The 22234-nt window shown below is 64.1% G+C and carries 18 protein-coding genes and 1 pseudogene; 11 read left to right on the top strand and 8 right to left on the bottom strand.

Translation table 11 applies throughout. The annotated features are described in order from the left end of the window. Positions 1–33: 33 nt before the first annotated feature. From J6500_RS20345 to J6500_RS20335, 3 genes are all read left to right on the top strand, one after another. Positions 34–687: a response regulator gene (locus J6500_RS20345; RefSeq protein WP_225714472.1), complete on the top strand. Its 654-nt coding sequence runs from the start codon at positions 34–36 to the stop codon at positions 685–687. A 410-nt stretch (positions 688–1097) separates the two neighbouring features. Beyond that, positions 1098–2405 carry an adenylosuccinate lyase gene (gene purB / locus J6500_RS20340; RefSeq protein ID WP_225714461.1) on the top strand — a complete coding sequence of 436 codons (1308 nt, stop codon included), beginning with the start codon at positions 1098–1100 and terminating at the stop codon, positions 2403–2405. 97 nt (positions 2406–2502) lie between these two features. Then, positions 2503–3675 (top strand): M20 aminoacylase family protein, encoded by a 1173-nt coding sequence (locus J6500_RS20335; RefSeq protein ID WP_225714460.1) that lies wholly within the window; start codon positions 2503–2505, stop codon positions 3673–3675. 28 nt (positions 3676–3703) lie between these two features. Here the strand turns inward: J6500_RS20335 and J6500_RS20330 are convergent, their stop codons facing one another. Both J6500_RS20330 and J6500_RS20325 read right to left on the bottom strand, forming a co-directional pair. Beyond that, entirely contained in the window at positions 3704–6115 is a 2412-nt protein-coding gene (locus J6500_RS20330) for a T6SS phospholipase effector Tle1-like catalytic domain-containing protein (RefSeq protein WP_225714459.1), read from the bottom strand. Between the two features lie 78 nt (positions 6116–6193). Continuing rightward, positions 6194–6366 (bottom strand): annotated as a pseudogene (locus tag J6500_RS20325) (cytochrome b); the annotation flags it as partial. Positions 6367–6634: 268 nt separating this feature from the next. Here J6500_RS20325 and murI point away from each other — a divergent pair. The 4 genes from murI (at position 6635) to J6500_RS20305 (ending at position 12484) form a co-directional block, all read left to right on the top strand. Then, positions 6635–7432, top strand: a complete 798-nt coding sequence (murI, locus tag J6500_RS20320; RefSeq protein WP_225714458.1) for a glutamate racemase — start codon at positions 6635–6637, stop codon at positions 7430–7432. A 485-nt stretch (positions 7433–7917) separates the two neighbouring features. Beyond that, entirely contained in the window at positions 7918–11046 is a 3129-nt protein-coding gene (locus J6500_RS20315; protein ID WP_225714457.1) for a beta strand repeat-containing protein, read from the top strand. 268 nt (positions 11047–11314) lie between these two features. Next, positions 11315–12091, top strand: coding sequence for an HpcH/HpaI aldolase family protein (locus J6500_RS20310; RefSeq protein ID WP_225714456.1), 777 nt, complete (start codon positions 11315–11317; stop codon positions 12089–12091). A gap of 174 nt (positions 12092–12265) precedes the next feature. Beyond that, positions 12266–12484, top strand: a complete 219-nt coding sequence (locus J6500_RS20305) for a hypothetical protein (protein WP_225714455.1) — start codon at positions 12266–12268, stop codon at positions 12482–12484. Between the two features lie 201 nt (positions 12485–12685). Here the strand turns inward: J6500_RS20305 and J6500_RS20300 are convergent, their stop codons facing one another. Next, positions 12686–12913: a hypothetical protein gene (locus J6500_RS20300; protein WP_225714454.1), complete on the bottom strand. Its 228-nt coding sequence runs from the start codon at positions 12911–12913 to the stop codon at positions 12686–12688. A gap of 494 nt (positions 12914–13407) precedes the next feature. On the opposite strand from J6500_RS20300, the gene rpsD reads away from it, so the two are divergent. Both rpsD and J6500_RS20290 read left to right on the top strand, forming a co-directional pair. Beyond that, complete coding sequence (gene rpsD / locus J6500_RS20295) at positions 13408–14025, top strand: 30S ribosomal protein S4 (RefSeq protein ID WP_225714453.1); 618 nt, start codon at positions 13408–13410, stop codon at positions 14023–14025. Between the two features lie 92 nt (positions 14026–14117). Then, positions 14118–15185 carry a threonine aldolase family protein gene (locus tag J6500_RS20290; RefSeq protein ID WP_225714452.1) on the top strand — a complete coding sequence of 356 codons (1068 nt, stop codon included), beginning with the start codon at positions 14118–14120 and terminating at the stop codon, positions 15183–15185. A 94-nt stretch (positions 15186–15279) separates the two neighbouring features. On the opposite strand, the gene J6500_RS20285 is transcribed toward J6500_RS20290, so the two are convergent. From J6500_RS20285 to grxD, 5 genes are all read right to left on the bottom strand, one after another. Then, positions 15280–15825 carry a hypothetical protein gene (locus J6500_RS20285; protein WP_225714451.1) on the bottom strand — a complete coding sequence of 182 codons (546 nt, stop codon included), beginning with the start codon at positions 15823–15825 and terminating at the stop codon, positions 15280–15282. 187 nt (positions 15826–16012) lie between these two features. Beyond that, positions 16013–17275: a serine hydrolase domain-containing protein gene (locus J6500_RS20280; protein WP_225714450.1), complete on the bottom strand. Its 1263-nt coding sequence runs from the start codon at positions 17273–17275 to the stop codon at positions 16013–16015. Between the two features lie 65 nt (positions 17276–17340). Beyond that, complete coding sequence (locus J6500_RS20275) at positions 17341–18621, bottom strand: serine hydrolase domain-containing protein (protein ID WP_225714449.1); 1281 nt, start codon at positions 18619–18621, stop codon at positions 17341–17343. A gap of 46 nt (positions 18622–18667) precedes the next feature. Beyond that, entirely contained in the window at positions 18668–19219 is a 552-nt protein-coding gene (locus tag J6500_RS20270) for an O-acetyl-ADP-ribose deacetylase (RefSeq protein ID WP_225714471.1), read from the bottom strand. Between the two features lie 10 nt (positions 19220–19229). Continuing rightward, positions 19230–19562, bottom strand: coding sequence for a Grx4 family monothiol glutaredoxin (gene grxD / locus J6500_RS20265; RefSeq protein WP_016843475.1), 333 nt, complete (start codon positions 19560–19562; stop codon positions 19230–19232). A 314-nt stretch (positions 19563–19876) separates the two neighbouring features. Here grxD and egtB point away from each other — a divergent pair, with 314 nt between their 5' ends. Together egtB and egtD are read left to right on the top strand one after the other, a co-directional pair. After that, complete coding sequence (egtB, locus tag J6500_RS20260; protein ID WP_225714470.1) at positions 19877–21100, top strand: ergothioneine biosynthesis protein EgtB; 1224 nt, start codon at positions 19877–19879, stop codon at positions 21098–21100. A gap of 53 nt (positions 21101–21153) precedes the next feature. Next, a complete protein-coding gene (gene egtD / locus J6500_RS20255; protein WP_225714448.1) occupies positions 21154–22122 on the top strand; it encodes an L-histidine N(alpha)-methyltransferase in 969 nt (322 codons plus the stop codon). Positions 22123–22234: the final 112 nt, after the last annotated feature.

The raw sequence follows: 22234 nt of genomic DNA, 5'->3' as shown, positions 1-22234 counted from the left end.
CCGTCGCCGCGACCATTCCGCTCGCCGCCTGAGATGACTGCCCGCAAGACTGCCGGCATCGCAATTCTCCTGGTCGACGATCATCCCGTCGTCCGCCAGGGCTACCGGCGCGTGCTCGAGCATCAGGACGATTTTCGCGTCGTCGCCGAGGCCGACAACGCCGCCAATGCCTATCGCGCCTTCAAGTCGCACGCGCCTGACGTGGTGGTGATGGACATCTCGATGCCGGGTGCGAGCGGGCTGGAAGCGATCCGCAACATCCGCGCGCGCAATGCCGATGCCCGCATTCTCGCCTTCAGCATGCACAGCGAGGCGGCACAGGTGAAGGCGGCGTTCGGCGCCGGCGCCAGCGGCTTCGTCACCAAGGGCAGCGAGCCCGCCGAGCTGATCGCCGCGATCCGCGCCGTGGCGCGCGGCGAGCACGCGATGAGCGACGACGTCGCAAGGGTGCTGGCGCTGGACAGCCTGGTGCCGAGCAAGTCCGCGCTCGACCAGCTCGGCGAACGCGAGATCGAGATCTTGCGGCAGATCGCGGCCGGCAGCACCAAGGAGCAGATCGCCGCCAATCTCAACCTCAGCACCAAGACCGTGCAGAACTACCACTATCTGATCAAGGCCAAGACCGGGATGCGAACCGACGCCCAGCTGGTGCGGCTCGCCGTGGAGTGCGGACTGGCGAACTTGTAGCAGCTCCGTAGCGGGTGAGCGAAGCGACACCCGGGGACCGATCGCGAGAGCCCCGGGTATCGCTCCGCTCATCCGGGCTGCGAGCCCATCCGCTCCCTCTCCCCGCTCTTCGCGGGGAGAGGGTTGGGGTGAGGGGCTATCTCCGCGCATACAGTGGCGATTGGACACGCGGAGGCTCCCCCTCACCCGGAACGCATCTACGATGCGTTCCGGCCTCTCCCCGCAGGCGGGGAGAGGCGAAGCAGAGCCCTTGTCACCCGTCCGCCCCTTTAGCCCTCAGAAAGCTCGGTTTTCCCCTCGAAATCCCCCATAGAGGTGGCCTCGCCGACCCCGATTTGCTAAAGCACGGCGTAAAAAACAAATCGGCCGAGAGCCGCTTTTTGCGCCCCCTGCCCGCCTCGGAGCTGTCGATGATCCCCCGCTATACCCGCCCGGAAATGGCCTCCATCTGGGAGCCGCAGACGCGTTTCAAGATCTGGTTCGAGATCGAGGCGCATGCCGCCGACGCGCTGGCCGAGCTCGGCGTGATCCCCAGGGAAGCCGCCAAGACGATCTGGGCCAAGGCCAAGGACGCCACCTTCGACGTCGCGCGGATCGACGAGATCGAGCGCGAGACCAAGCACGACGTGATCGCCTTCCTCACCCATCTCGCCGAGATCGTCGGGCCCGAAGCGCGCTTCGTGCACCAGGGCATGACCTCCTCCGACGTGCTCGACACCTGCCTCAACGTCCAGCTCAAGCGCGCCGCCGATTTGTTGATCGCCGACCTCGACCGCGTGCTGGCGGCGCTGAAGAGCCGCGCCTTCGAGCACAAGATGACGCCGACCATCGGGCGCTCGCACGGCATCCATGCCGAGCCCGTCACCTTCGGCCTCAAGCTCGCTTATGCCCATGCCGAGTTTGCTCGCGCCCGCGCCCGCCTCATCGCCGCGCGCGAGGAAATCTCGACCTGCGCCATTTCCGGCGCGGTCGGCACCTTCGCGCAGATCGACCCGCGCGTCGAAGCGCATGTCGCAAAGGCAATGGGCCTGCGGCCGGAGCCGATCTCGACCCAGGTGATTCCGCGCGACCGCCACGCGATGTATTTCGCCACTCTCGGCGTGATCGCCGCCTCGGTCGACCGGCTCGCGGTGGAGGTCCGCCACATGCAGCGCACCGAGGTGCTGGAGGCCGAGGAGTTCTTCTCCGAGGGCCAGAAGGGCTCCTCGGCAATGCCGCACAAGCGCAACCCGGTGCTGTCGGAAAACCTCTCCGGCCTGTCGCGGATGGTGCGCGCCTATGTGACGCCGGCGCTGGAGAACGTCGCGCTTTGGCACGAGCGCGACATCTCGCATTCCTCCGCCGAGCGCATGATGGGCCCCGACGCCACCGTCACGCTCGACTTCGCGCTGGTCCGCCTTGCCGGCCTGATCGAGAAGCTGCTCGTCTATCCGCAGAACATGCAGAAGAACCTCGACCGGCTCGGCGGCCTCGTGCATTCGCAGCGCGTGCTGATCGCGCTGACCCAGAAGGGCGCCAGCCGCGAGGACGCCTACAAATTCGTGCAGCGCAACGCGATGCCGGTGTGGCGCGGCGAAGGCGATTTCCAGACCCTGCTGAAGCAGGACGCCGACGTGAAGAAGTACATGACGGACGCCGAGATCGAGGAGAAGTTCGACCTCGGCTATCACCTCAAGCACGTCGACACGATCTTCAAGCGGGTGTTCGGGGAAAGTTGAGCGCTTCGTAGATGGGGTAATGCCATTCCCGCGTGACATCGCGGCGGGTTAGGCTACGCTGCCCGCCCTGCGAACTCACAAGAAACGGACCGAACCCATGCCCATCGTCAATCGCGTTGCCGCCCTCTCGGATGAAATGGCCGCCTGGCGCCATGACTTCCACGAGAATCCCGAACTGCTTTACGAGGTGCATCGCACCGCCGGCATCGTTGCCGAGCGCTTGCGGGAGTTCGGCTGCGACGAGGTGGTGACCGGAATCGGCCGGACCGGCGTGGTCGGCGTGATCCGCGGCCGCAAGAACACCGCCGGCCGGGTCATCGGCCTGCGTGCCGACATGGACGCGCTGCCGATCGAGGAAGCCGCCGATGTGCCCTATGCCTCGAAAATCCCCGGCAAGATGCACGCCTGCGGCCATGACGGCCACACCGCGATGCTGCTGGGCGGCGCCAAATATCTCACCGAAACCCGCAATTTCGACGGCACGGCGATCGTGATCTTCCAGCCGGCCGAAGAAGGCGGCGCCGGCGGCAAGGCGATGGTCGACGACGGGCTGATGACGCGCTGGGGCATTCAGGAGGTCTACGGCCTGCACAACATGCCGGGCCTGCCCGAGGGCCATTTCGCCACCACGCCCGGCCCGATGCTCGCCTCGTCCGACACCATCGAGATCACGATCCACGGCAAGGGCGGTCATGCCGGCGCAGCACCGCACGAGGCCATCGACAGCGTGCTGATCGGCGCGCAGGTGATCAGCGCGCTGCAATCGATCGTCGCGCGCAATGTCGATCCGCTGAAATCGGCTGTCATCTCCATCACCATGTTCCAGGGCGGCACGGCCTTCAACATCATCCCGGCGACCGTGAAGCTCGGCGGCACCGTGCGCACGCTCGATCCTGACGTGCGCGATTTGGTCGAGCGCCGCATCGCCGAGGTCGCCGAGAACACTGCCCGGGCCTATGGCGGATCGGCCGAGACCAAATACACCCGCCTCTATCCGGTGACGATGAACCACGCCCGCGAGGCCGGCATCGCCGCCGAGGTCGCCCGCGACGTGGTCGGCGCCGACCGCGTCAACGAGAACCTGACACCCGTGATGGGTGGCGAGGATTTCGCCTTCATGCTGGAAGCCCGGCCCGGTGCCTTCGTCTTTCTCGGCATGGGCGACGGCCCGATGTGCCACCACCCGGCATACAAGTTCAACGACAACATCCTCGGCCACGGCGCCTCCTATTGGGCGCGCCTGGTCGAGAAGCAGATGCCGGCGGGATAACCCTTTGCCGACGCGCAGGCCGCCGCCGTCAGGTGGCGCCCTGCTTCGGCAGCTTTTCGATCGTCACTTTTGCGGTGCCGTGATTGTTGGACTCGTAGAAGTAGTCGTAGATCCACGGCAGGCTGAGCGTGGTGTCATTGACATAGAGGAACACCTCGCCGGTCGCGCGCGGCACGAAGATGGTCGTCCAAGCGCCGTCCTTCTGCTCCAGCCGCAGCAGGTGCTCCTCGAACCCGCCGCCGCCCACGCGAAGGATGGTCGCGAACCAGTTCGACCAGATCAGGCGCTTGTACGGCCAGCCGACTATCTGAAGCCATGACGCGCGCGCATTGCCGAAGCCATTGGGATCGGTTTCGGTCGTCGAGTCCTTCCACGGCTCTCCGATCGTCAACGTGATGCGGTAGGTCTCGTCCTGCAGGACGCGCAGCCCGGTGACGTTGCAGGCCTTGGCGGTGAGTATCGGCGTCGATGCCGACGCCTGGCCCTCGACGAGCACTCCGCCGGTCCCCTTGCAGACCAGTCCCAGCGTGTTGGCGGCGCCGAACGCAAGCCACCAAAACAGCCACCACATGATCAGCGTCGGGAATATCCAGTGCGTCAGCACATAGAACCCCGCCCGGTACCAGCCGCGCCGGCGTAGCCAGTAGACGGATGCGCGCCAGCCGGTGAATTCGGGATAGTTCTGCGGCGCATGCCAGGCAATGCGCGCCACGTCACGCACCTTCTGCTGCAGCCCGCTCCCGACGAACATCAAAGCGAGGATTGCGACCGCGCCGATCAGCACGAATCCCGGAGCATTGCGGAACGCCACGAACCACGGCTCGAGAAAGCCCGGCAGGAAGGAAGCGGCAGCGTTGACGATCGGATTGACGAAACCGCCGACGGCGGCGCGTCCGAAGCCCGGCGCGTAGATCACGAAATAGGGGATGAAGGCGACGAAGGCGGTCGCGAACACCGTCAGGAAATACACCACGCGGCGCAGCCAGACCCAATTCCAGACATCGTCCTGGACGCGCGAACGCAGCCCGGCGAGGTCGGGCGGCTGGCAGGGTCCCGGATGCGCTGTGCCGGCCTCGTCGACCCATTTGTACGTCGCCGGAACGACCACCGGCGCATAGCGATCGTTGCCGCCGACGATACGGTCGAACACCGAATGATGGATGGTCGCCTCAGGCACCGGCAACACCGTGCGCGGCATGCTTGGATGCAGGTCGGCAAGGATTTCGTGTTGCGGATCGGGCAGATGGCGCAGCAGCCGCCAGATGCGGCGCAGATCGTCACGGACCGACAGCTTGTAGGACGGCTCGCGGTAGATGTCGCGCACATTGCGCGGCTTGTAGCGGTAGTAGCTCGCAAGTCCCTTGCGGGAGTCGTTGAGCTTGTCCATCGGATCGATCAGCGGATCGACCGTGATCTCGCGCTGGCGGTCGAGATAGCGCAGGCCATAGGCCGCGGCGCGATCCAGCATCCAATCGAGCGTCACATAGGACAGGCCGTTCTGCGGATAACCGCCCCCGATGTCGGTATGCACGCCGGTGAACCACACCTGGCTGATGCGCTCGCGATCGGCGAGCGGCAGATCGGTGCGCAGGTGCGGCAACGGATCGTCCCGCCGCGTCGCCTCGTCCCTCGGGTCGTGGTTGACGTCGAACAGCCAGCTGGTCCTGCGATGCCCCGGGACAACGTCCGTGCCCCGCACGTAGCGCTCGTCCCAGATCACGGGATGAAACGCATCACGCTCGTCCTCCAGCGCCAGCGCATGGCAGGCGCGATGGATTTTGGCGCTCATGAAGTGGTCCGGCATCGACAGCGGCCAGACCCAGTAGTCGATCGCGCGCGTCATCTCCTGGATCGGCCCGCCATAGGCATCGACCGTGTCCCAGATGCCGACGAATCGGATGCTCTCGACCTCGATCGGCGGTGGCGCCTCGACGGCCTGGCCGCATAGCCGCCGCCAGCTGCGGATGCCGAAATCCCTGATGGCGCGCAGATCGATGCCGACGCCGCCGAGCGCCTTGAGGATGCCGCCGCTGTAGCGGCGCCGGTATGCGCGATAGGCATCGGCCGCGAAGCGCGCAAGGTCGGCTTCGCTGTTGTTGTAGGCGACGATGCCCTGCGAGGCGATCAGGCCGGCGACGATCCGGATCGTGAAGGCGCCCCGGCTGAAGCCGAAGCAATAGATATGATCGCCCGGCTGGTAGTTTCGGCAGCAGAAGCTATAGATCGCGATCACATTGCGCTTCAAACCGAAGCCGAAGATGCCGCCAAGGATCGCGAACAGCCTGAACGAGGACGTGCCGACGCCGTCATCGTAGAACGCGATCTGGCGCAGCGGGTCGCGCAGATCGAGCAGTTGAAACATCCGCCAGACGTTGGTCTTCAAGACCTTCGCGGAGCTGTTTCCCGTCCCGTCGGACAGCAAGACAATATTCTTTGCCATGGCGCTTCTGCCTGAAAAATCGCAAAAGCAGTATGCTTGCCTGAAATTGCGTCACTTGCAAGATACAATCACAGGCAGAATCGGATAGAGCCCGCCATGGCTGACTCTGGCCGCGATCCGCTGCCAGGCCGGCGTTGGATTGAGGCCGCGCCAGAGCAGCCGGAGCACGGTGAGCAGCAGCACGAGATAGCTGATATCGGCGTGGATCGAGCGGTGAAAGAAGCGGTCCGGCGCGCCGGGATGTGGTTCATCCACCAGCCATAGGCCAGCATGCCGATGATGGCCGCGCCCAGTCCCCAGTGGAACGCGCGGGCCAGCCAGTCCCAATCGGTCGAACTGTTCGCATCATGTCTGACCTGCCCTGCGGCCCGCCCGGATTTCGCATGCCATGGCAATGGCTTGCCGTGATAGTGGCAGGTATCTGCCAAGGCCATAAGAAATTCCCCGACTTCACCGCCTTGTGCGCCCGGCGCGCAAAAACAACTGAATCGTAACCCCGGATCGGATAATCTGCCGGACGTGTCGCGTCCCCCCACCATCCTTGTGTTCGATTCCGGCCTCGGCGGCCTCACCGTGCTGCGCGAAATCGTGCGCGCCCGGCCCGACGCGCATTACGTCTATGTCGCCGACGACGCGTTCTTCCCCTACGGCCACCACGGCGAGGATGAGATCGTCGCCCGCGTGGTGCCGCTGATCGGCGAGCTGATCGAGGCGCACGCGCCCGACCTCGTCGTGATCGCCTGCAACACCGCATCGACCATTGTCATGTCGCATCTGCGCGACGCCTATTCGGTGCCCTTCGTCGGCACCGTGCCGGCAATCAAGCCGGCCTGCGCCTCGTCGAGGACGCGGCGGGTTTCGGTGCTCGGCACCCGCGGCACCGTCAAGCGGGAATACACCCGCAAGCTGATCTCCGATTTCGCGCAGGGCTGCGAGGTCACCCTGGTCGGCTCCGGCGAGCTCGCCTCGCTGGCGGAGGCTGCGCTCAGCGGACAGGCCGTGCGCGACGAGGATATTGCCGCCGAGCTCGCCCCCTGCTTCGTCGGCAACGGCCCTGCCGACCCGGCGCGCACCGATACGGTCGTGCTCGCCTGCACGCACTATCCGCTGCTGCTGGATCGCCTGACCAGGCTTGCGCCGTGGCCGGTCGACTGGATCGATCCGGCGCCCGCGATCGCCCGCCGCGTCTCCGACCTGCTCGGGTCGCCCGGCACCGAGAGCGACACCGCCGGCGCCGAGATGATCTTCACTTCAAAACGCCCGCACACGCTGAGTGCGGCACTCACGCCGTTCTTCGGCGGCCGCGTTCCGGCCTGATCCAGCGTCCTTGCACTGCAGCACGTCAGCGCTCGTGTCCACGGCCTTACTCGCCTTGCGCGATCACTGCGATCGGCTGACACGAACCGATTGACATAATAGTTACAATTTGCATCATTAAGAAACCTACGGATATATTTTCCAAAGTTTTCAAAGAAGCGTTTTTTCCCAGGGCCACAACTTTTCGGTGCATTCAATTTCATCTCGGTCGGCGAAGGGCTCTAGCACGTATTTTCGCTAAGCACGCCACTGGCAATGACACCTCAACAGTTGGGGCTGCTCCACGCGCTGAACGGCGGGATGGGCGCTGACTTTTTGAGGGGGCCGGCCGGGGATGACACCGTCGAAATCCATCAGGCAATGCGCGACTGCGCTCGGACCGGAGCAGGCCACGCGACCGCGCGCGCCGCCAGTGCCAGCGATCTCCCCCGCTAACTCATCGCCAGCAAGAATTTCGATCATCAATTCATCAGGGAGCGCCAACAATGGCTACATACACGCACACCGCTAACGCCGTTCCGTCCGGGATCGCTTGGTACAACGTCAGCATCAACACGACTGTCCCCGTCACCCAGACCGGCACCACGATGGTTCTCATCAACTCGGATGGGACCCTGACGCGGATCATCGGCACGGGCTTTACCTACAACGGAACCACGCCGACCGGCGGCACGATTTCGGAAATCGACCGCACCAGCTTCGACGGCGCAACCATCCATGAGACCGTAACGGGCCTCAACACCTCGCTCGTTGACCTGATCACCTCGCCCAATGACGGCAACCGGTCGGCGTTTCATCTGGTCTTCCAGAATGCCGATACGTTCACCGGCTTCGCAGGCGACGATTTCTTCGTCGGCGGCCCCGGAGGCGACGCCTTTGCCGGCGGCGGCGGGAACAACACGGTCTCCTACGACAACGCACTGGCTGCGGTGCGCGCGGATCTCTTCAACCCCGGGACGAATACCGGAGAGGCCGCGGGAGACACCTACAGCAACATCCAGAATCTGATCGGATCGGACTTCAACGATCTTCTGTTCGGCAATGGCGCGGCCAATGTGCTGAGGGGCGGCAAAGGCAACGACTTCATCGGCGGCGGCGGCGGCAACGACATCATCGATGGCGGGGCCGGATTTGATATGTCGAATTACACCAACGCAACCGCCGCCATTACGGTCGTAATGTCGGCGACTTCGACCGTGACCGGCAATTCATCCGTCGGCGTCGATACCCTTATCAGCGTCGAAAACATCAGGGGCAGCAACTTTGCCGACAGCTTCACCGCCACCTCGAGTTTCGTTGGTGAATCCGGCGCGTATACCGAGTTCGAAGGACAAGGCGGCAATGACGTCATCAGCGGAAACGGCGTTACCCGGGTCGCTTATGGCCTTGCGGCGAGTGGCGTCGCCATCGACCTCCTGGCAGGAAACGCGCATTCCATCGCTGCCGGCGATGCCGCCGGAATCGGTGTCGACTCGTTCGCCGGGGTGGTCGGGCCCGATAACATCAATGCCGTGAATGCGGCGCGCGGCTCGGAATTCGCCGATACCATCACGGCCGCCGGTGCCCGCGGCTTCTTTCAGTTCATCGGACTTGGCGGCGACGATATCCTGACGGGCTCGGCAGAGGCGATCAACAATTTCGACAACAACACGGCTCGCTACGATTATCCCCTTGCGGCCGGCGTGGTGAATACCGGCGTGGTCGTCGTGCTCGACACCGTCTCAACCGTGACTGACAAGCCCGGCGGTAACGCGGCAGGCACCGACACGTTGATCAACATCGAACGTGTCAGAGGATCCGATCTTGCCGACAGCTTCACTGCAAATGCCGGATTCAACGGACCGTTCGGCAACTCGAACTTCTTCGAAGGCATGGGCGGCAGCGACAGCATTTCGGGCAATGGCCACACCTGGGCCCAGTACAGCAACGCGCTCGCCGCCGTGACGGTCAATCTCCAGACTGGCATCGGACAGTCCACCGTCGCCGATGCGGCCAACGTCGGCGTGGACACCCTTAGCGGCGTGAACGGCATTCTTGGCTCGCGCTTCAACGACACGCTGACCGGCAGCGACGGCGCGCAGGCCGAGCAGTTCTACGGCGATGCCGGCAACGACACGATCGATGGCGGCGGCGGCCTGCTCGACCGGGTGGTCTATCGGGGCGCGCCGGCGGGTGCCACGGTCAATCTCGCGACGCACACGGCATCCGATGGTTTCGGCGGCACCGACACGATCACCAACGTCGAAGGCGTGGTCGGCACCGAATTCAACGACTGGATCACCGGTGACAGCGGTGACAACCGGCTGATCGGCCAGAATGGCGACGACCATCTGACCGGCGGCGCGGGCAACGATTTCCTCGTCGGCGACGACGGGGTGGACCTCTACGACAACGCCTTCGGCACCGGCGGGACGACTTTCGACAATGGCAACGACGTCCTGGACGGCGGGGCCGGAGCCGATACGCTCACCGGCGGCCTCGGCCGCGATACGTTTGTCTTCTCGGTGGGCGGCGGCAACGATACCGTCACGGACTTTGTGGGAGGGGCCGGCGTCGTCGACAGGATCAGCCTGGTCGGAATCGGTTTCATCCATAATTTCACCGAAGCGCTCTCGGTTGCGACCCAGGTCGGCGCGGACACCGTCTTCAACTTCGACGGCGATCTTCTCACGTTGAAAAACGTCACGAAAGCCAATCTCGTTGCCGACGATTTCGCCTTTGCGCCGGTGACGCGCAGCGATTTCGACGGCAATTTCCATGACGACATCAACTGGGTCAACGACAACGGCAAGGCATCGATCTGGGATAACGGCCAGATCGGCGGCGCGCACGTCATTGCTCCCGCCGGCACCATCTCCGGCGGCTGGCATGTGGTCGGCTCCGGCGACTTCGACGGCAACCACAAGAGCGACATGCTGCTCGTCAACGACAACGGCAAGGTGTCGATCTGGGACAACGGCCAGATCGGCGGCGCGCACATCGTCGCTCCCGCCGGCACCATTGCCGGCGGCTGGCATTTTGCCGGCACCGGCGACTTCGACGGCAACGGCAAGAGCGACATCCTGTGGGTCAACGACGACGGCAAGGCGTCGATCTGGGACAACGGCCAGATCGGCGGCGCGCACATCATCGCTCCTGCCGGCACCATCGCCGGCGGCTGGCATATTGCCGGCACCGGTGATTTCGACGGCAACGGCAAGAGCGACATCCTGCTGTTCAACGACAACGGCAAGGCGTCGATCTGGGACAACGGCCAGATCGGCGGTGCACACATCATCGCTCCTGCCGGCACCATCTCCGGCGGCTGGCATTTTGCCGGCACCGGTGATTTCGATGCCAACGGCCAGAGCGACATCCTGCTGGTCAACGACAACGGCAGGGCGTCGATCTGGGACAACGGCCAGATCGGCGGCGCGCACTTCATCGCTCCCGTCGGCACCTTCTCCAATGGCTGGCATGTTGCCGACGTCGGCGACTATGATGGCAACGGGCAGAGCGACATTCTCCTGCGCAACGATAATTCGGCGGTGTCGATCTGGGATAACGGCCAGATCGGAGGCGCCCACATTATCGCCAGCGCCGGTGTGGTCCCGAACGACTGGCACATTGTCTGAGCGGGTCGCCTGATCTGCACCGGCGATAGCCCGTTCCCGCTAGCGCAGCGGTGGCGATCCTCTCCAGGCACGCCACCGCTGTGTCGCGCCCGTTGATGTTGCGGCATACCACAATGCCGCGGCCTCAACGCGCGCTCGGCATCGCCGCTACGGTCCACCAGCCTGCCGATGACAGCCGATCCCGGCGACTGTCCGCTTTGCCCCTGCAAGGCGAACGGCTATGAATGCATGCTCCAGCCCGCATTCGCCCGCCGACGGGAGGACCGCCTTGACCTCAGCATCGCTGACGCCGCTCAACCGCTTGCGACAACAGTGGCGCGAGAAGCGCCCGACCTTCGGCGCGATCGCGACGATCCCGAGCATCCAGACCGTGCAGATCATGGCGCAGTCGCTGGACTGGATCATCGTCGACCTGGAGCATGGCCCCATCGAGCTTTCCACCGCGCATGCGATGATCGTCGCCACCTCAGGCACGCCCTGCGTGCCGATGGTGCGGATCGCGGCCAACGAGCCGCACCTCGCCAAGGCACCGATGGACATCGGCGCGCTCGGCATCAACTTTCCGATGGTCTGCAACGCGGAGGAGGCCGCGAAGGCGGTGCGCAGCGTGCGCTACCCGCCGCAGGGCGAGCGGCTGTGGGGCCCGTTCCACGCCCCGTTCCGCTGGGGCGTCTCGATGAACGACTACATGGCGACCGCCGACGACGACATGATCTGCATGGTCACGATCGAGCATGTCGAGGCGGTGAATCGCATCGACGAGATCATGGCCACACCCGGTATCGACCTCGCGGTGATCGGCCCCGGCGACCTCGCCACCTCAATCAACAAGCGCGGCCTGCCCGACGATCCCGAGGTGGTCGCGCTGATGCAGCGTGCCGAGGACGGCATCATGCGAAGTGGCGTGGCGATCGGCGGCGTCGCCCGCACGGCCGAGCAGGCGAACGCGATGATCGACCGCGGCTACCTTGCGCTCGCGCTCGGCTTCGACTGGTCGCTGTTCCAGCGTGGAATAGCAGCGGCGTTCGCTGGCATCCGCCGGTGAACGGCCGCAACCGCCTCGCACTCACGGCTTGGCACGCCTCGCCCGGATAGGCGCAGCGCGATCCGGGATGGCCGCCTCCCGATTTCTACGGACCGTCCGCCCCCTTGCGAGGGCGAGATTTGGCCGCTTTAATACTGCGATTCCAGTACCTTACTATTTTGAAGAGCATTTGAGATGAAGGCCATAGAACAGATCATCGCGGGATACGTGTCTCTGAAGGATCGCCGCGCGCTCGAGAACATCAGAGATCATCGCAGGCGGCTGCTGCAGGAGACCCTGATGCGCAGCGGCGCCGGCTTCCACCCGTCGACCGTGATCGATACGCTCCAGGAGGAGGTCGATCTCATCGAAGCGGCGCTGGCCCGTCCCGAGATCGCACCAGAAGCGTCATGACGGACTTTCTCGCAGAACTCGAGACACTGCGACTCATTCGGGCATTCTCGAAGATTAAGGATCCCGACAAGCGGAAACTTGTGCTGCAATTCGTGGAAGCCGCCGTGCCCACGGATGACCCGGCGCGCGGGACATCCGAGCCGGGAGGGCAAGGCCCGAAGCGCTGAAGCCACGGACCTGACGGCGTGAATGCGCGGTCACCTACTTCTTCGCATCGCCGTTCTTCCGCTGCTCCCGGCTGGCCTTGTCCTTCTCGGACTTGTTGGCGCGGTTAACGTTCATGCCGGTGGTATCCATCGAACCCTTTTCCGTGGCGCCATTGGTGTTTTCCGGCCGCTCCATCCCGGCCTGCGGAAGCGGGCCAGTTTCCCCAGCGAAGGCTTGGCCGCCGATCAGCACAAAGGTGGCAATCGCAACGAGCTTCATCATGGAAATCTCCGTGGTCCCGGCCCTGTCCGGGGCACGGTCCCGCCCTTGGGGGTTGGGGGCTGTGGCGAGGACCGTGCAGGCCCGGATCAGGGATCCTAGGCCCACCGCCTCAACAAACTTCAACGCTGAAGTTTCCTAGCCCGCCAACCACCGATCTGCAGGATTTCCCGGATCTCACCCGGCAAACCGGCATCCGGCGGGTTCGGGCGCTCGGGAACCGGTCCTGCGGGCGAAAACTGCCATTTTGCCCGCTAAACAGCCGAAAAAGCCGGTCGTTTCGTTTGACAGGGCCGTGCTTTGTCCTTAAGACCACCCTTGCTCGCGGGCCGGTTTCGGCCCGCGATGCGTTTCGCGACCCGTGGTTCGTCCTCGAGCTTTCGAGGCGGATCTGTCGGTACAGGCCTTTTGGCCGGTACACAGGAGGGCGCGTCTCCTCAACCTGAAACTGACAAAACGCCGGCGCTGTTCGCGACGGCTATCCAAAGAGGACCGCGATGACAAAGCGTAGTGAGGCGAAGTACAAGATCGATCGCCGCATGGGCCAGAATATCTGGGGCCGCCCGAAGAGCCCCGTGAACCGCAGGGAATACGGCCCCGGCCAGCACGGCCAGCGCCGCAAGGGCAAGCTCTCCGACTTCGGCGTGCAGCTGCGCGCCAAGCAGAAGCTCAAGGGCTACTACGCCAACATTTCCGAGCGCCAGTTCCACGGCATCTATGTCGAGGCCAGCCGCCTCAAGGGCGACACCGGCGAGAACCTGATCGGCCTGCTCGAGCGCCGTCTCGACACCGTGGTCTATCGCTCGAAGTTCGTCTCGACCATGTTCGCGGCGCGCCAGTTCATCAACCACGGCCACGTCAAGGTGAACGGCCGCAAGGTCAACATCGGCAGCTACATGCTGCGGGTCGGCGACATCATCGAGGTCAAGGAAGCCTCCAAGCAGCTCGCCACCGTGCTGGAAGCGAGCCAGCTGCCGGAGCGCGACGTGCCCGACTTCATCGAGGTCGACCACAGCAAGATGACCGCGAAGTTCGCGCGCATCCCCGGCCTCTCCGACGTGCCGTTCCCGGTGCAGATGGAGCCGCATCTGATCGTCGAATTCTATTCGCGCTGATCGTGACAAGTATTGCGAGATTGAAAGGCCCCGGTTTTGCCGGGGCCTTTTTGTTTGGCTAAAGTCCGCGCACACCGAACGAGAGAGACCTCATGCACTACACCCCTGCCCCGCCCGATCCGAAGGCTCCCGCCGTCCGCATCAACCTGTTGTCGGACACGCAGACCAGGCCGACGCCGGCGATGCGCGAGGCGATGGCGCGCGCGGAGGTCGGCGACGAGCAGGTCGGCGACGATCCGACCACCAACGAGCTCAACGCCCGCGTTGCCGACCTGCTCGGCAAGGAGGCGGCCGTCTTCATGCCCTCGGGCACGATGTGCAACGTCGCCGCGACGCTGGCCTATTGCCGCCCCGGCGACGAGATCCTGGCGCATGCGACCGCGCATATCATTGCCCGCGAGGGCGGCGCGCATGCCGCGCTGGGTGGCTTCCAGATCACGCCGCTGCCGGGCGATGACGGCCAGTTCGCGCCGGAGACGTTCCGCGCCGCGCTGCATCCGCGCACCCGCTACCAGCCGCCGCAGGTGCTGGTCAGCGTCGAGCAGACCGCCAATATCGGCGGCGGCACGATCTGGAAGAAGGCCGCGCTCGACGAGATCGCGAGCATCGCGAAGGCGCATGGCCTTGCCACCCACATGGACGGCGCGCGGCTGCTCAACGCCACCGTCGCCTCGGGCATCTCGCCGCGCGACATGACGGCGGGCTGGGATTCGGCCTGGATGGATTTCTCGAAGGGATTGGGCGCGCCGATCGGCGGCGTGATCGCCGGCACGCGCGCCTTCATCGATGACGTCTGGCGCTGGAAGCAGCGGCTCGGCGGCTCGATGCGGCAGTCCGGTGTCGCGGCTGCCGCTTGCATCCATGCGCTCGACCATCACGTCGACCGCCTCGCCGACGACCACGCCAATGCGCGCGCACTGGCGCGCGGCTTGTCGCAGATCAACGGCATCACGGTGCAGACGCCCGAGACCAACCTCGTGTTCTTCAAGCCCGACGGAGCCGGTGTGCCCGGCGAGAAGATGGTCACCGAGCTGCGCAAGCGCGGCGTGGCGCTGGCGATGATGGACGGCAGAATCAGAGCCTGCACCCATCTCGACGTCACAGCTGCAATGATCGAGGAGGCAATCGGCCACGTCAGGGACATCGTGCGCGGGGCGTGACGTCCTGTAGCGCGGATGGAGCGAAGCGCAATCCGGGATGCTGTCCCAGATTACGCTGCGCTCCATCCGGGCTACGCACGTGCGAAAACCAGCCTTACCGCTTCGTAGAATACGCGTCGTGCAGCAATCGCTGCTCATCGGCATATGTTTGCAGCGCTTCCTTCTGCATTTCGTTCAGATTCTTGAACGTGATCGCAACTTCCTTCCGGCTGACCCGCTCTCGGCTGAATTCTCGCTTGTTGAGCGTCGCCTCGACATGCTCTGCGAACATGGGAACGCGTAGTTCATTGGACGTCCGATTTATCGCGGACTCCTGCTTCGGATCAGCGCCGCAATCCGGAACGACGCGGACTTTGTCGGGCCCGGCATCCGTGATCGCGACGTCGCACGTGATCAGCGGCGCGCGGCTTGAATATTTCATGTTGAGCATGACGCCCTTGCTCGAGCGGCCGGTGCTCCAGATCTCGATCTGCCCGCTGTTGTCTCGCCTTGGAAGAGTGGTCTTCGCAGCCACCAGCATGGTCTGGGCCTGCTGCCTGGAATAGGGATAAATCGTCGGATCGGAGTTCGATGCATCGTAGGCGATGTAGCCGCCGGCCAGACCTAGAGCGCCCAGCGTGGAAATGAGTCTGGCGTCCATGTGACACCTCCGAATGTGGATCGGGCCAGCATCGGACGAATGCCGTTTGCAATCTCTTAGCGAATGGGCTCGTCCCACAACCGATGTTAATTTTGGGCCAATGCCGTCACAACCGGGATTGATTTCCTCTGCCTGGAGCGTGGCTTACGCCAACGCCTGGCGATGAACGATCGGTCACCCCACGCCTCTACCGTCCCATCGCCTGATAGATCAGCGTCTTGAGTTCGAGCTGGATCCGGCCGCGCTGCGTCGGCGTCTGCATCATCAGGATTCCGAACAGGTCATCCTGGGGATCGATGAAGAAGAACGTGCCAGCGACGCCGTCCCAGCGATATTCGCCGACCGGCCAGTCCGTGTTCGGCGGCACCGAAGTGCGGATGGCAAAGCCGAGGCCGAAGCCCGAATTCGGACCCGGATAGAAGTTCTGATCGCGCACCACACCGGTCTCGGGGCCGATATGATCCGACGTCATCAGCGCGATGGTCTCAGCCTTCAGATAGCGCTTGCCGTCATAGGTGCCGCCGTTCAGCAGCATCTGCGCAAAGCGCGCGTAGTCGCCGATCGTGCCGACCAGTCCGCCGCCGCCGGATTCCCATCGCAGCGGCTTTCGGGGATCGCGGACCTCGGCGACGGGACTGATGACGCGATCCTTCGGCATCGGCTCCGCGATCAGCGGCCATTTCGCGCGGTCCGCGACATAGTATGCGGTGTCGTTCATGCCGAGTGGGCCGAGCAGCCGCTCCTTCTCGAACTCGAACAGCGATTTCCCGGTAATGACCTCGATGATGCGGCCGAGCACGTCGGTGGAATGACCGTAGTCCCACTGCGTGCCGGGCTGCTCGGCCAGCGGCAGCGCCGCGATGCGCGCCACCAGTTCGGCGTTGCTGGGATCGTTCTTGAACAGGCCGGCATCCGCATAGGCCTTGTTGACGAGGCCGCCGCCGTAATAGCCGTAAGGCAGCCCGGCGGTGTGGCGCATCAGGTCTTCGATAGTGACGGGACGCTTGAGCGGCTCCAGCGTCATCACCGGCTTGCCGTCCTCGCCGCGCCTGTCCGCTGCGACCTTCATGTCGGCAAAGGCCGGAATGTATTTCGAGACCGGATCGCTGAGGGCGAGCTTGCCCTCCTCGACCAGCATCATCGCCGTGACCGTGGTGATCGGCTTCGACATCGAATAGAGGCGGAAGATGGTGTCCGCGCTCATCGAGAATTCGGTCGCGATGTCGCGCACGCCGAACTTCTCGTAGTAGACCGGCTTGCCGTGCTGCTGCAGCAGAAGGATCGCGCCGGGAATCTTCCCGGTTGCGATCTCGTTCCTGATGTAGTCCGAGACCTTCGCCAATCCTTCCGGCGAGAAGCTGTGCGGGGCACGCTTCTCGCCTTCACCCTTCGCACCTGTTGCGCCGAGCGCGAGCACGAGTGCCGCGACGACCGCGCGGCACCCACGCATGTCGAGTCCTCTGTTTTGAGGCGTTTTCTTCACGCGAACCGGCATCCACTGCGCTCGAAACCGCTTTAATTCTCCATGGCTTCATAGACCAGCAGCTTCAACGTCCGCTGGATGCGCTGACGCTCGGTCGGCGTCTGCTCCAGCAGGATGAAGAACATGTCCTGCTTGCGGTCAATCACGAAATAGCAGCCGCTGGCGCCGTCCCATTTCAGCTCGCCGAGGTTGCCGGGCGGCGGCGGCTTCGCGTTGCCCGGATCGGTCCGCACCGCGATCCCGAGCCCGAAGCCGAACCCGTCGCCGGGAAAATAGAAATAGTCGCGCTCGACCCCGGAGTCGGGCCCGACATAGTCGGTCGTCAGCAGCTTGAACGTCTCCGGCGTCAGATAGGTCTTGCCGTCGTAAGTGCCGCCGTTGAGCAGCATCTGCGCGAAGCGCGAATAGTCCGCCATGGTCGAGACCATGCCGCCGGAGGCGGATTCCCATTTCTTGACCTTGGTCGGATCGTTGACCCGGCCGACCCGGAAGTCGCTGTCATTGGGCATCGGCTCGGCCATCAGCTTCTGCTTCTCGGGATCCGTGACGAAGAAGCGGGTGTCGTTCATCCCGAGCGGATCAAGCAGATGCTCGCGCTCGATCGCAAGCAGCGGCTTGCCGGCAGCGATCTCCATCACCCGCGCCAGGATGTCGGTGGAATGGCCGTATTGCCAGAGCTCGCCGGGCTGGTTGTGCAGCGGCAGTTTGGCGATCCGCTCGGCGAACTCGGCAAGATCGAAATCGCCGGCATAGATATTGGCTTCCTTGTAGGCCTTGCGGACCAGGCTGTCGCCGTAGAAGCCATAGGTCACGCCCGACGTATGCGTCATCAGATCCTTGATCGTGATCGGCCGTTTCAGCGGCACGAGGTCAAGCGTCTTGCTGCCGTCGTCGGCCTTCTTCTCGACCCCGACCTTCATGTTGGCAAAGGAGGGAATGTATTTCGAAACGGGATCGTCGAGCTTGTACTTGCCGTCCTGCAACAGCTGCATCGACACCACGGCGGTGATCGCCTTGGTCATCGACGCCAGGCGGAAGATGGTCTTGTCGGTCATCGGCGCCTTGCTGACGACGTCCTGCACGCCGAAGAATTCGTGATAAACCGGCTTCCCGTGCTGCTGGATCAGCACGATCGCACCGGGGATCTTGCCGGTCGCGACCTCGTTCTTGAAAAACTCGCCGATCCTGGCGAGCTTGTCCTTGTTGAAATGCGCACCTGCCGGAATTTCGTAGGTGCCCTCGGCCCGCGCCATGGGCGCGGCCAGGAGCACCGCGCCAACCGCCGCGGCGCACAGCAATCGAAATGAATTCATGAAACTCCCCCTCCGGTGATCACGGGGAAGTGTAGCCGCCGCGGCATCAGGCACAAGGGCTGCCAAAGTTGGCCAATTCGGCCGCGTGCAGTTGGCCGCTGGCCGCCGAGAAGCAGCAGAAGGTGACATGCGTCACGCCTGAAGCCGCCGTCAGGGCGTCGACAACGGTCTTGACCGCGATAGCGGCGGCGCGATCGGGCGGAAAATGGTAGACGCCGGTGGAAATGGCGGGAAATGCCACCGACCCCAGACCATGGGCCTGGCAGAGCTCGATGCCGCGGCGATAGCAGGAGGCGAGCAGCGCATCCTCGTTCTGCGTACCGCCGTGCCAGATCGGACCGACGGCGTGGATCACGTGCCTGGCCGGGAGCCGGTATCCCTTCGTGATCTTGGCATCGCCGGTCTTGCAGCCCTTCAGCGTACGGCACTCGGCCAAGAGCTCCGGCCCAGCGGCGCGATGGATCGCACCGTCGACGCCGCCACCGCCGAGCAGCGATGAATTGGCTGCGTTGACGATGGCGTCAACGCGCAACGTGGTGATGTCGGCAACAATCGCTTCCAGCCGTGCCTTGCCGATCTGGCGCGCGGACAAGGTCAGGCGGCCGGAATCAGGCGGCAACGTCGACCGGGATGCCCTTGTCGGCGAACAGCTGCTGCAATTCACCGGCCTGGAACATCTCGCGGATGATGTCGCAACCGCCGACGAACTCGCCCTTCACATAGAGCTGCGGAATAGTCGGCCAGTTCGAATAGACCTTGATGCCGTTGCGCAGCTCGGCCGATTCGAGAACGTTGAGGCCCTTGTAGCCGACGCCGATGTGGTCGAGGATCTGCACGACCTGGCCGGAAAAGCCGCACTGCGGGAATTGCGGCGTGCCCTTCATGAACAGCACGACGTCGTTCGACTTCACTTCGTTGTCGATGAATTGCTCGATGCTCATTTTCGCTTCCTTTTCGGGCGGCGCTCTCAAGCCTGTTCGGCCGGCCCGCCCTTCTAACCCGTGACTGGCTATATATGTAACTCAAACCATTGTGCATCCAAAGCAAAATGGCGGAAATCTGGCATGCGGCGGGCGCCGGGCGCCGCTGCTGCGGATCATCTGATGGGGCTAATATCATCACCGGTGAGGCTTTTTTTCCGTAACCGAGCCCCCATCTAGGACGAACTGTCCGTCAAGGAACCAGTTCGCCGAAGCAACGTTCTCCCCCTGAACCGGAGACCATCGTGACGAAACCAGCCTCTGCCGCGGCCGCCATGGCCACCGCTTCCCCGTCACGCCCCTCCGTATCCGGCCCGCTCGCCCAGCGGCTGATGGATGCCTATCTCGCGGTCCGCGGAGAGACGGAGCGCCGCGCCGCACCGCTGTCGGCGGAAGACCAGCTGATCCAGTCGATGCCGGATGCGAGCCCCGCCAAATGGCACCGCGCCCATACCACCTGGTTCTTCGAGCAGTTTCTGCTCGGCGAGCATGTCGCCGGCTACACGCCCTTCCATCCGGACTACGCCTATCTGTTCAATTCCTATTACGTCAGCGCCGGCCCGCGGCATGCCCGCCATCAGCGCGGCCATCTGACGCGTCCGAGTGCCGACGAGGTCACTACCTACCGCCGCCATGTCGACGCCGAGGTGGTGAAATTCTTCCAGACTGCGGGTGAAGAGAAGCTCCAGGCGCTGGTGTCGCTGGTCGAGGTCGGCCTCAATCACGAGCAGCAGCATCAGGAACTGATGTACACCGACATCCTGCACGCCTTTGCGCAGAATCCGATTCCGCCGGCCTACGATCCGGCGTGGCGCTTCCCGGCCTCGCATCGCGGCGGCGAGGAATGGGTGACGCTCAACGAAGGCATCCACACCGTCGGGCATGGCGACGACAGCTTCCATTTCGACAATGAGAAGCCGGCGCATCGCGCCCTCGTTGGACCGGTCAAGCTGGCGAAAAATCTCGTCACCAATGCCGAATGGCTCGCCTTCATGAAGGACGGCGGCTACTCCACCGCGACGCTGTGGCTGATGGACGGCTTCGGCGCCGTCACCAATGAAGGCTGGCAGTCGCCCGGCCACTGGCGCGAGATCGACGGCGAATGGAAGATCATGACGCTGGGCGGTTTGCAGCCGATCGACCCGTCGGCACCGGTCTGTCACGTCAGCTATTACGAGGCCGACGCCTTCGCCCGCTGGGCCGGCAAGCATCTGCCGACCGAGACGGAATGGGAGGTCGCCGCGCGCGCCGGCCTACTCAACGACGCCTACGGCATCGTCTGGCAGTGGACCCGCAGCTCCTATTCGCCCTATCCGGGCTATCGCGCCATCGAGGGCGCGCTCGGCGAATACAACGGCAAGTTCATGGTCAACCAGCTGGTGCTGCGCGGCTCATCGCTGGCGACGCCGGAAGGTCATAGCCGTGTCACCTATCGCAATTTCTTTTATCCGTTCCATCGCTGGCAATTCACGGGGTTACGCCTCGCAGACTACGCCTGATTGAGCCCTGTCGACATCAATAGCGCGCCGGTAAGCGCGTTCGGGAGAGTATCATGAATGTGCATGCCGCCGCTTTGACCAAAGCGTATCCGTTCGACGAGGCGACTTCGGCGTTTGCCGGCGACGTGATCGGCGATCTCGCACGTCATCCGAAACGGCTGTCGCCGAAATATTTCTACGACGCCGCCGGCTCGGAGCTGTTCGAGCAGATCACCGTGCTGCCGGAATACTATCCGACGCGCACCGAGCTCGGCATCCTGCGCGATCGCGCAGCCGAGATCGCCGCGATCATTCCGGAAGGCGCGGCGCTGGTCGAGTTCGGCGCCGGCGCCACCACTAAGGTGCGCCTCCTGCTCGAGCACTGCGAGTTCGGCGCCTACGTGCCGGTCGATATCTCAGGCGATTTCCTCAAGGCTCAGGCCGACGGCCTGCGCAAGGATTTCCCCGCTCTCGGTATCTATCCGGTCGCCGCCGATTTCACGGCGCCGTTCGCGCTGCCCGAGGCTGTCGCCGCCATGCCGAAGGTCGGCTTCTTCCCGGGCTCGACGCTCGGCAATTTCGAGCCGAACGAGGCCGCCGCGTTCCTGCGCAGCGCGCGCAACATCCTCGGTCACGGTGCCCAGATGATCATCGGCGTCGACCTCGAGAAGGACGAGCGCGTGCTGTACGACGCCTATAACGACGCCGCCGGCGTCACCGCGCGCTTCAACCTCAATGTGCTGGCGCGCATCAACCGCGAGCTCGGCGGCAACTTTGATCTCTCGGGCTTCATGCACCGCTCGATCTACAACCGCGACCGGCATCGCATCGAGATGCACCTGATCAGCCGCAAGGCGCAGACCGTGCGCATCCTCGGCAACACCTTCGCGTTCCGCCCCGGCGAGAGCATTCATACCGAGAACAGCTACAAATATTCGCTCGAGCGTTTCACTGCGCTGGCCCGCAGCGCCGGATGGTCGGTACGCGAGAGCTGGACCGACGCGGATGGGATGTTCTCGGTGCATGCGCTGACGGCGGAGTAGCAGCGCAGGTCTCTCCGCAGTCATTGCGAGCGAAGCGAAGCAATCCATCGTTCCACATGCGCGGACAGATGGATTGCTTCGTCGCTTTCGCTCCTCGCAATGACGTGGATGG

Source organism: Bradyrhizobium semiaridum, from assembly GCF_020329505.1.
Taxonomy (GTDB): Bacteria; Pseudomonadota; Alphaproteobacteria; order Rhizobiales; family Xanthobacteraceae; genus Bradyrhizobium; species Bradyrhizobium semiaridum.
This window is presented reverse-complemented; position numbering and strand designations above follow the sequence as displayed.

Bases quoted from the DNA above. Each gene is read 5' to 3' on its own strand.
- J6500_RS20345 (WP_225714472.1), top strand. From the start codon at position 34: ATGACTGCCCGCAAGACTGCCGGCATCGCAATTCTCCTGGTCGACGAT.
- purB (WP_225714461.1), top strand. From the start codon at position 1,098: ATGATCCCCCGCTATACCCGCCCGGAAATGGCCTCCATCTGGGAGCCG.
- J6500_RS20335 (WP_225714460.1), top strand. From the start codon at position 2,503: ATGCCCATCGTCAATCGCGTTGCCGCCCTCTCGGATGAAATGGCCGCC.
- J6500_RS20330 (WP_225714459.1), bottom strand. From the start codon at position 6,115: ATGGCAAAGAATATTGTCTTGCTGTCCGACGGGACGGGAAACAGCTCC.
- J6500_RS20315 (WP_225714457.1), top strand. From the start codon at position 7,918: ATGGCTACATACACGCACACCGCTAACGCCGTTCCGTCCGGGATCGCT.
- J6500_RS20305 (WP_225714455.1), top strand. From the start codon at position 12,266: ATGAAGGCCATAGAACAGATCATCGCGGGATACGTGTCTCTGAAGGAT.
- J6500_RS20300 (WP_225714454.1), bottom strand. From the start codon at position 12,913: ATGATGAAGCTCGTTGCGATTGCCACCTTTGTGCTGATCGGCGGCCAA.
- rpsD (WP_225714453.1), top strand. From the start codon at position 13,408: ATGACAAAGCGTAGTGAGGCGAAGTACAAGATCGATCGCCGCATGGGC.
- J6500_RS20290 (WP_225714452.1), top strand. From the start codon at position 14,118: ATGCACTACACCCCTGCCCCGCCCGATCCGAAGGCTCCCGCCGTCCGC.
- J6500_RS20285 (WP_225714451.1), bottom strand. From the start codon at position 15,825: ATGGACGCCAGACTCATTTCCACGCTGGGCGCTCTAGGTCTGGCCGGC.
- J6500_RS20280 (WP_225714450.1), bottom strand. From the start codon at position 17,275: ATGCGTGGGTGCCGCGCGGTCGTCGCGGCACTCGTGCTCGCGCTCGGC.
- J6500_RS20275 (WP_225714449.1), bottom strand. From the start codon at position 18,621: ATGAATTCATTTCGATTGCTGTGCGCCGCGGCGGTTGGCGCGGTGCTC.
- grxD (WP_016843475.1), bottom strand. From the start codon at position 19,562: ATGAGCATCGAGCAATTCATCGACAACGAAGTGAAGTCGAACGACGTC.
- egtB (WP_225714470.1), top strand. From the start codon at position 19,877: ATGGCCACCGCTTCCCCGTCACGCCCCTCCGTATCCGGCCCGCTCGCC.
- egtD (WP_225714448.1), top strand. From the start codon at position 21,154: ATGAATGTGCATGCCGCCGCTTTGACCAAAGCGTATCCGTTCGACGAG.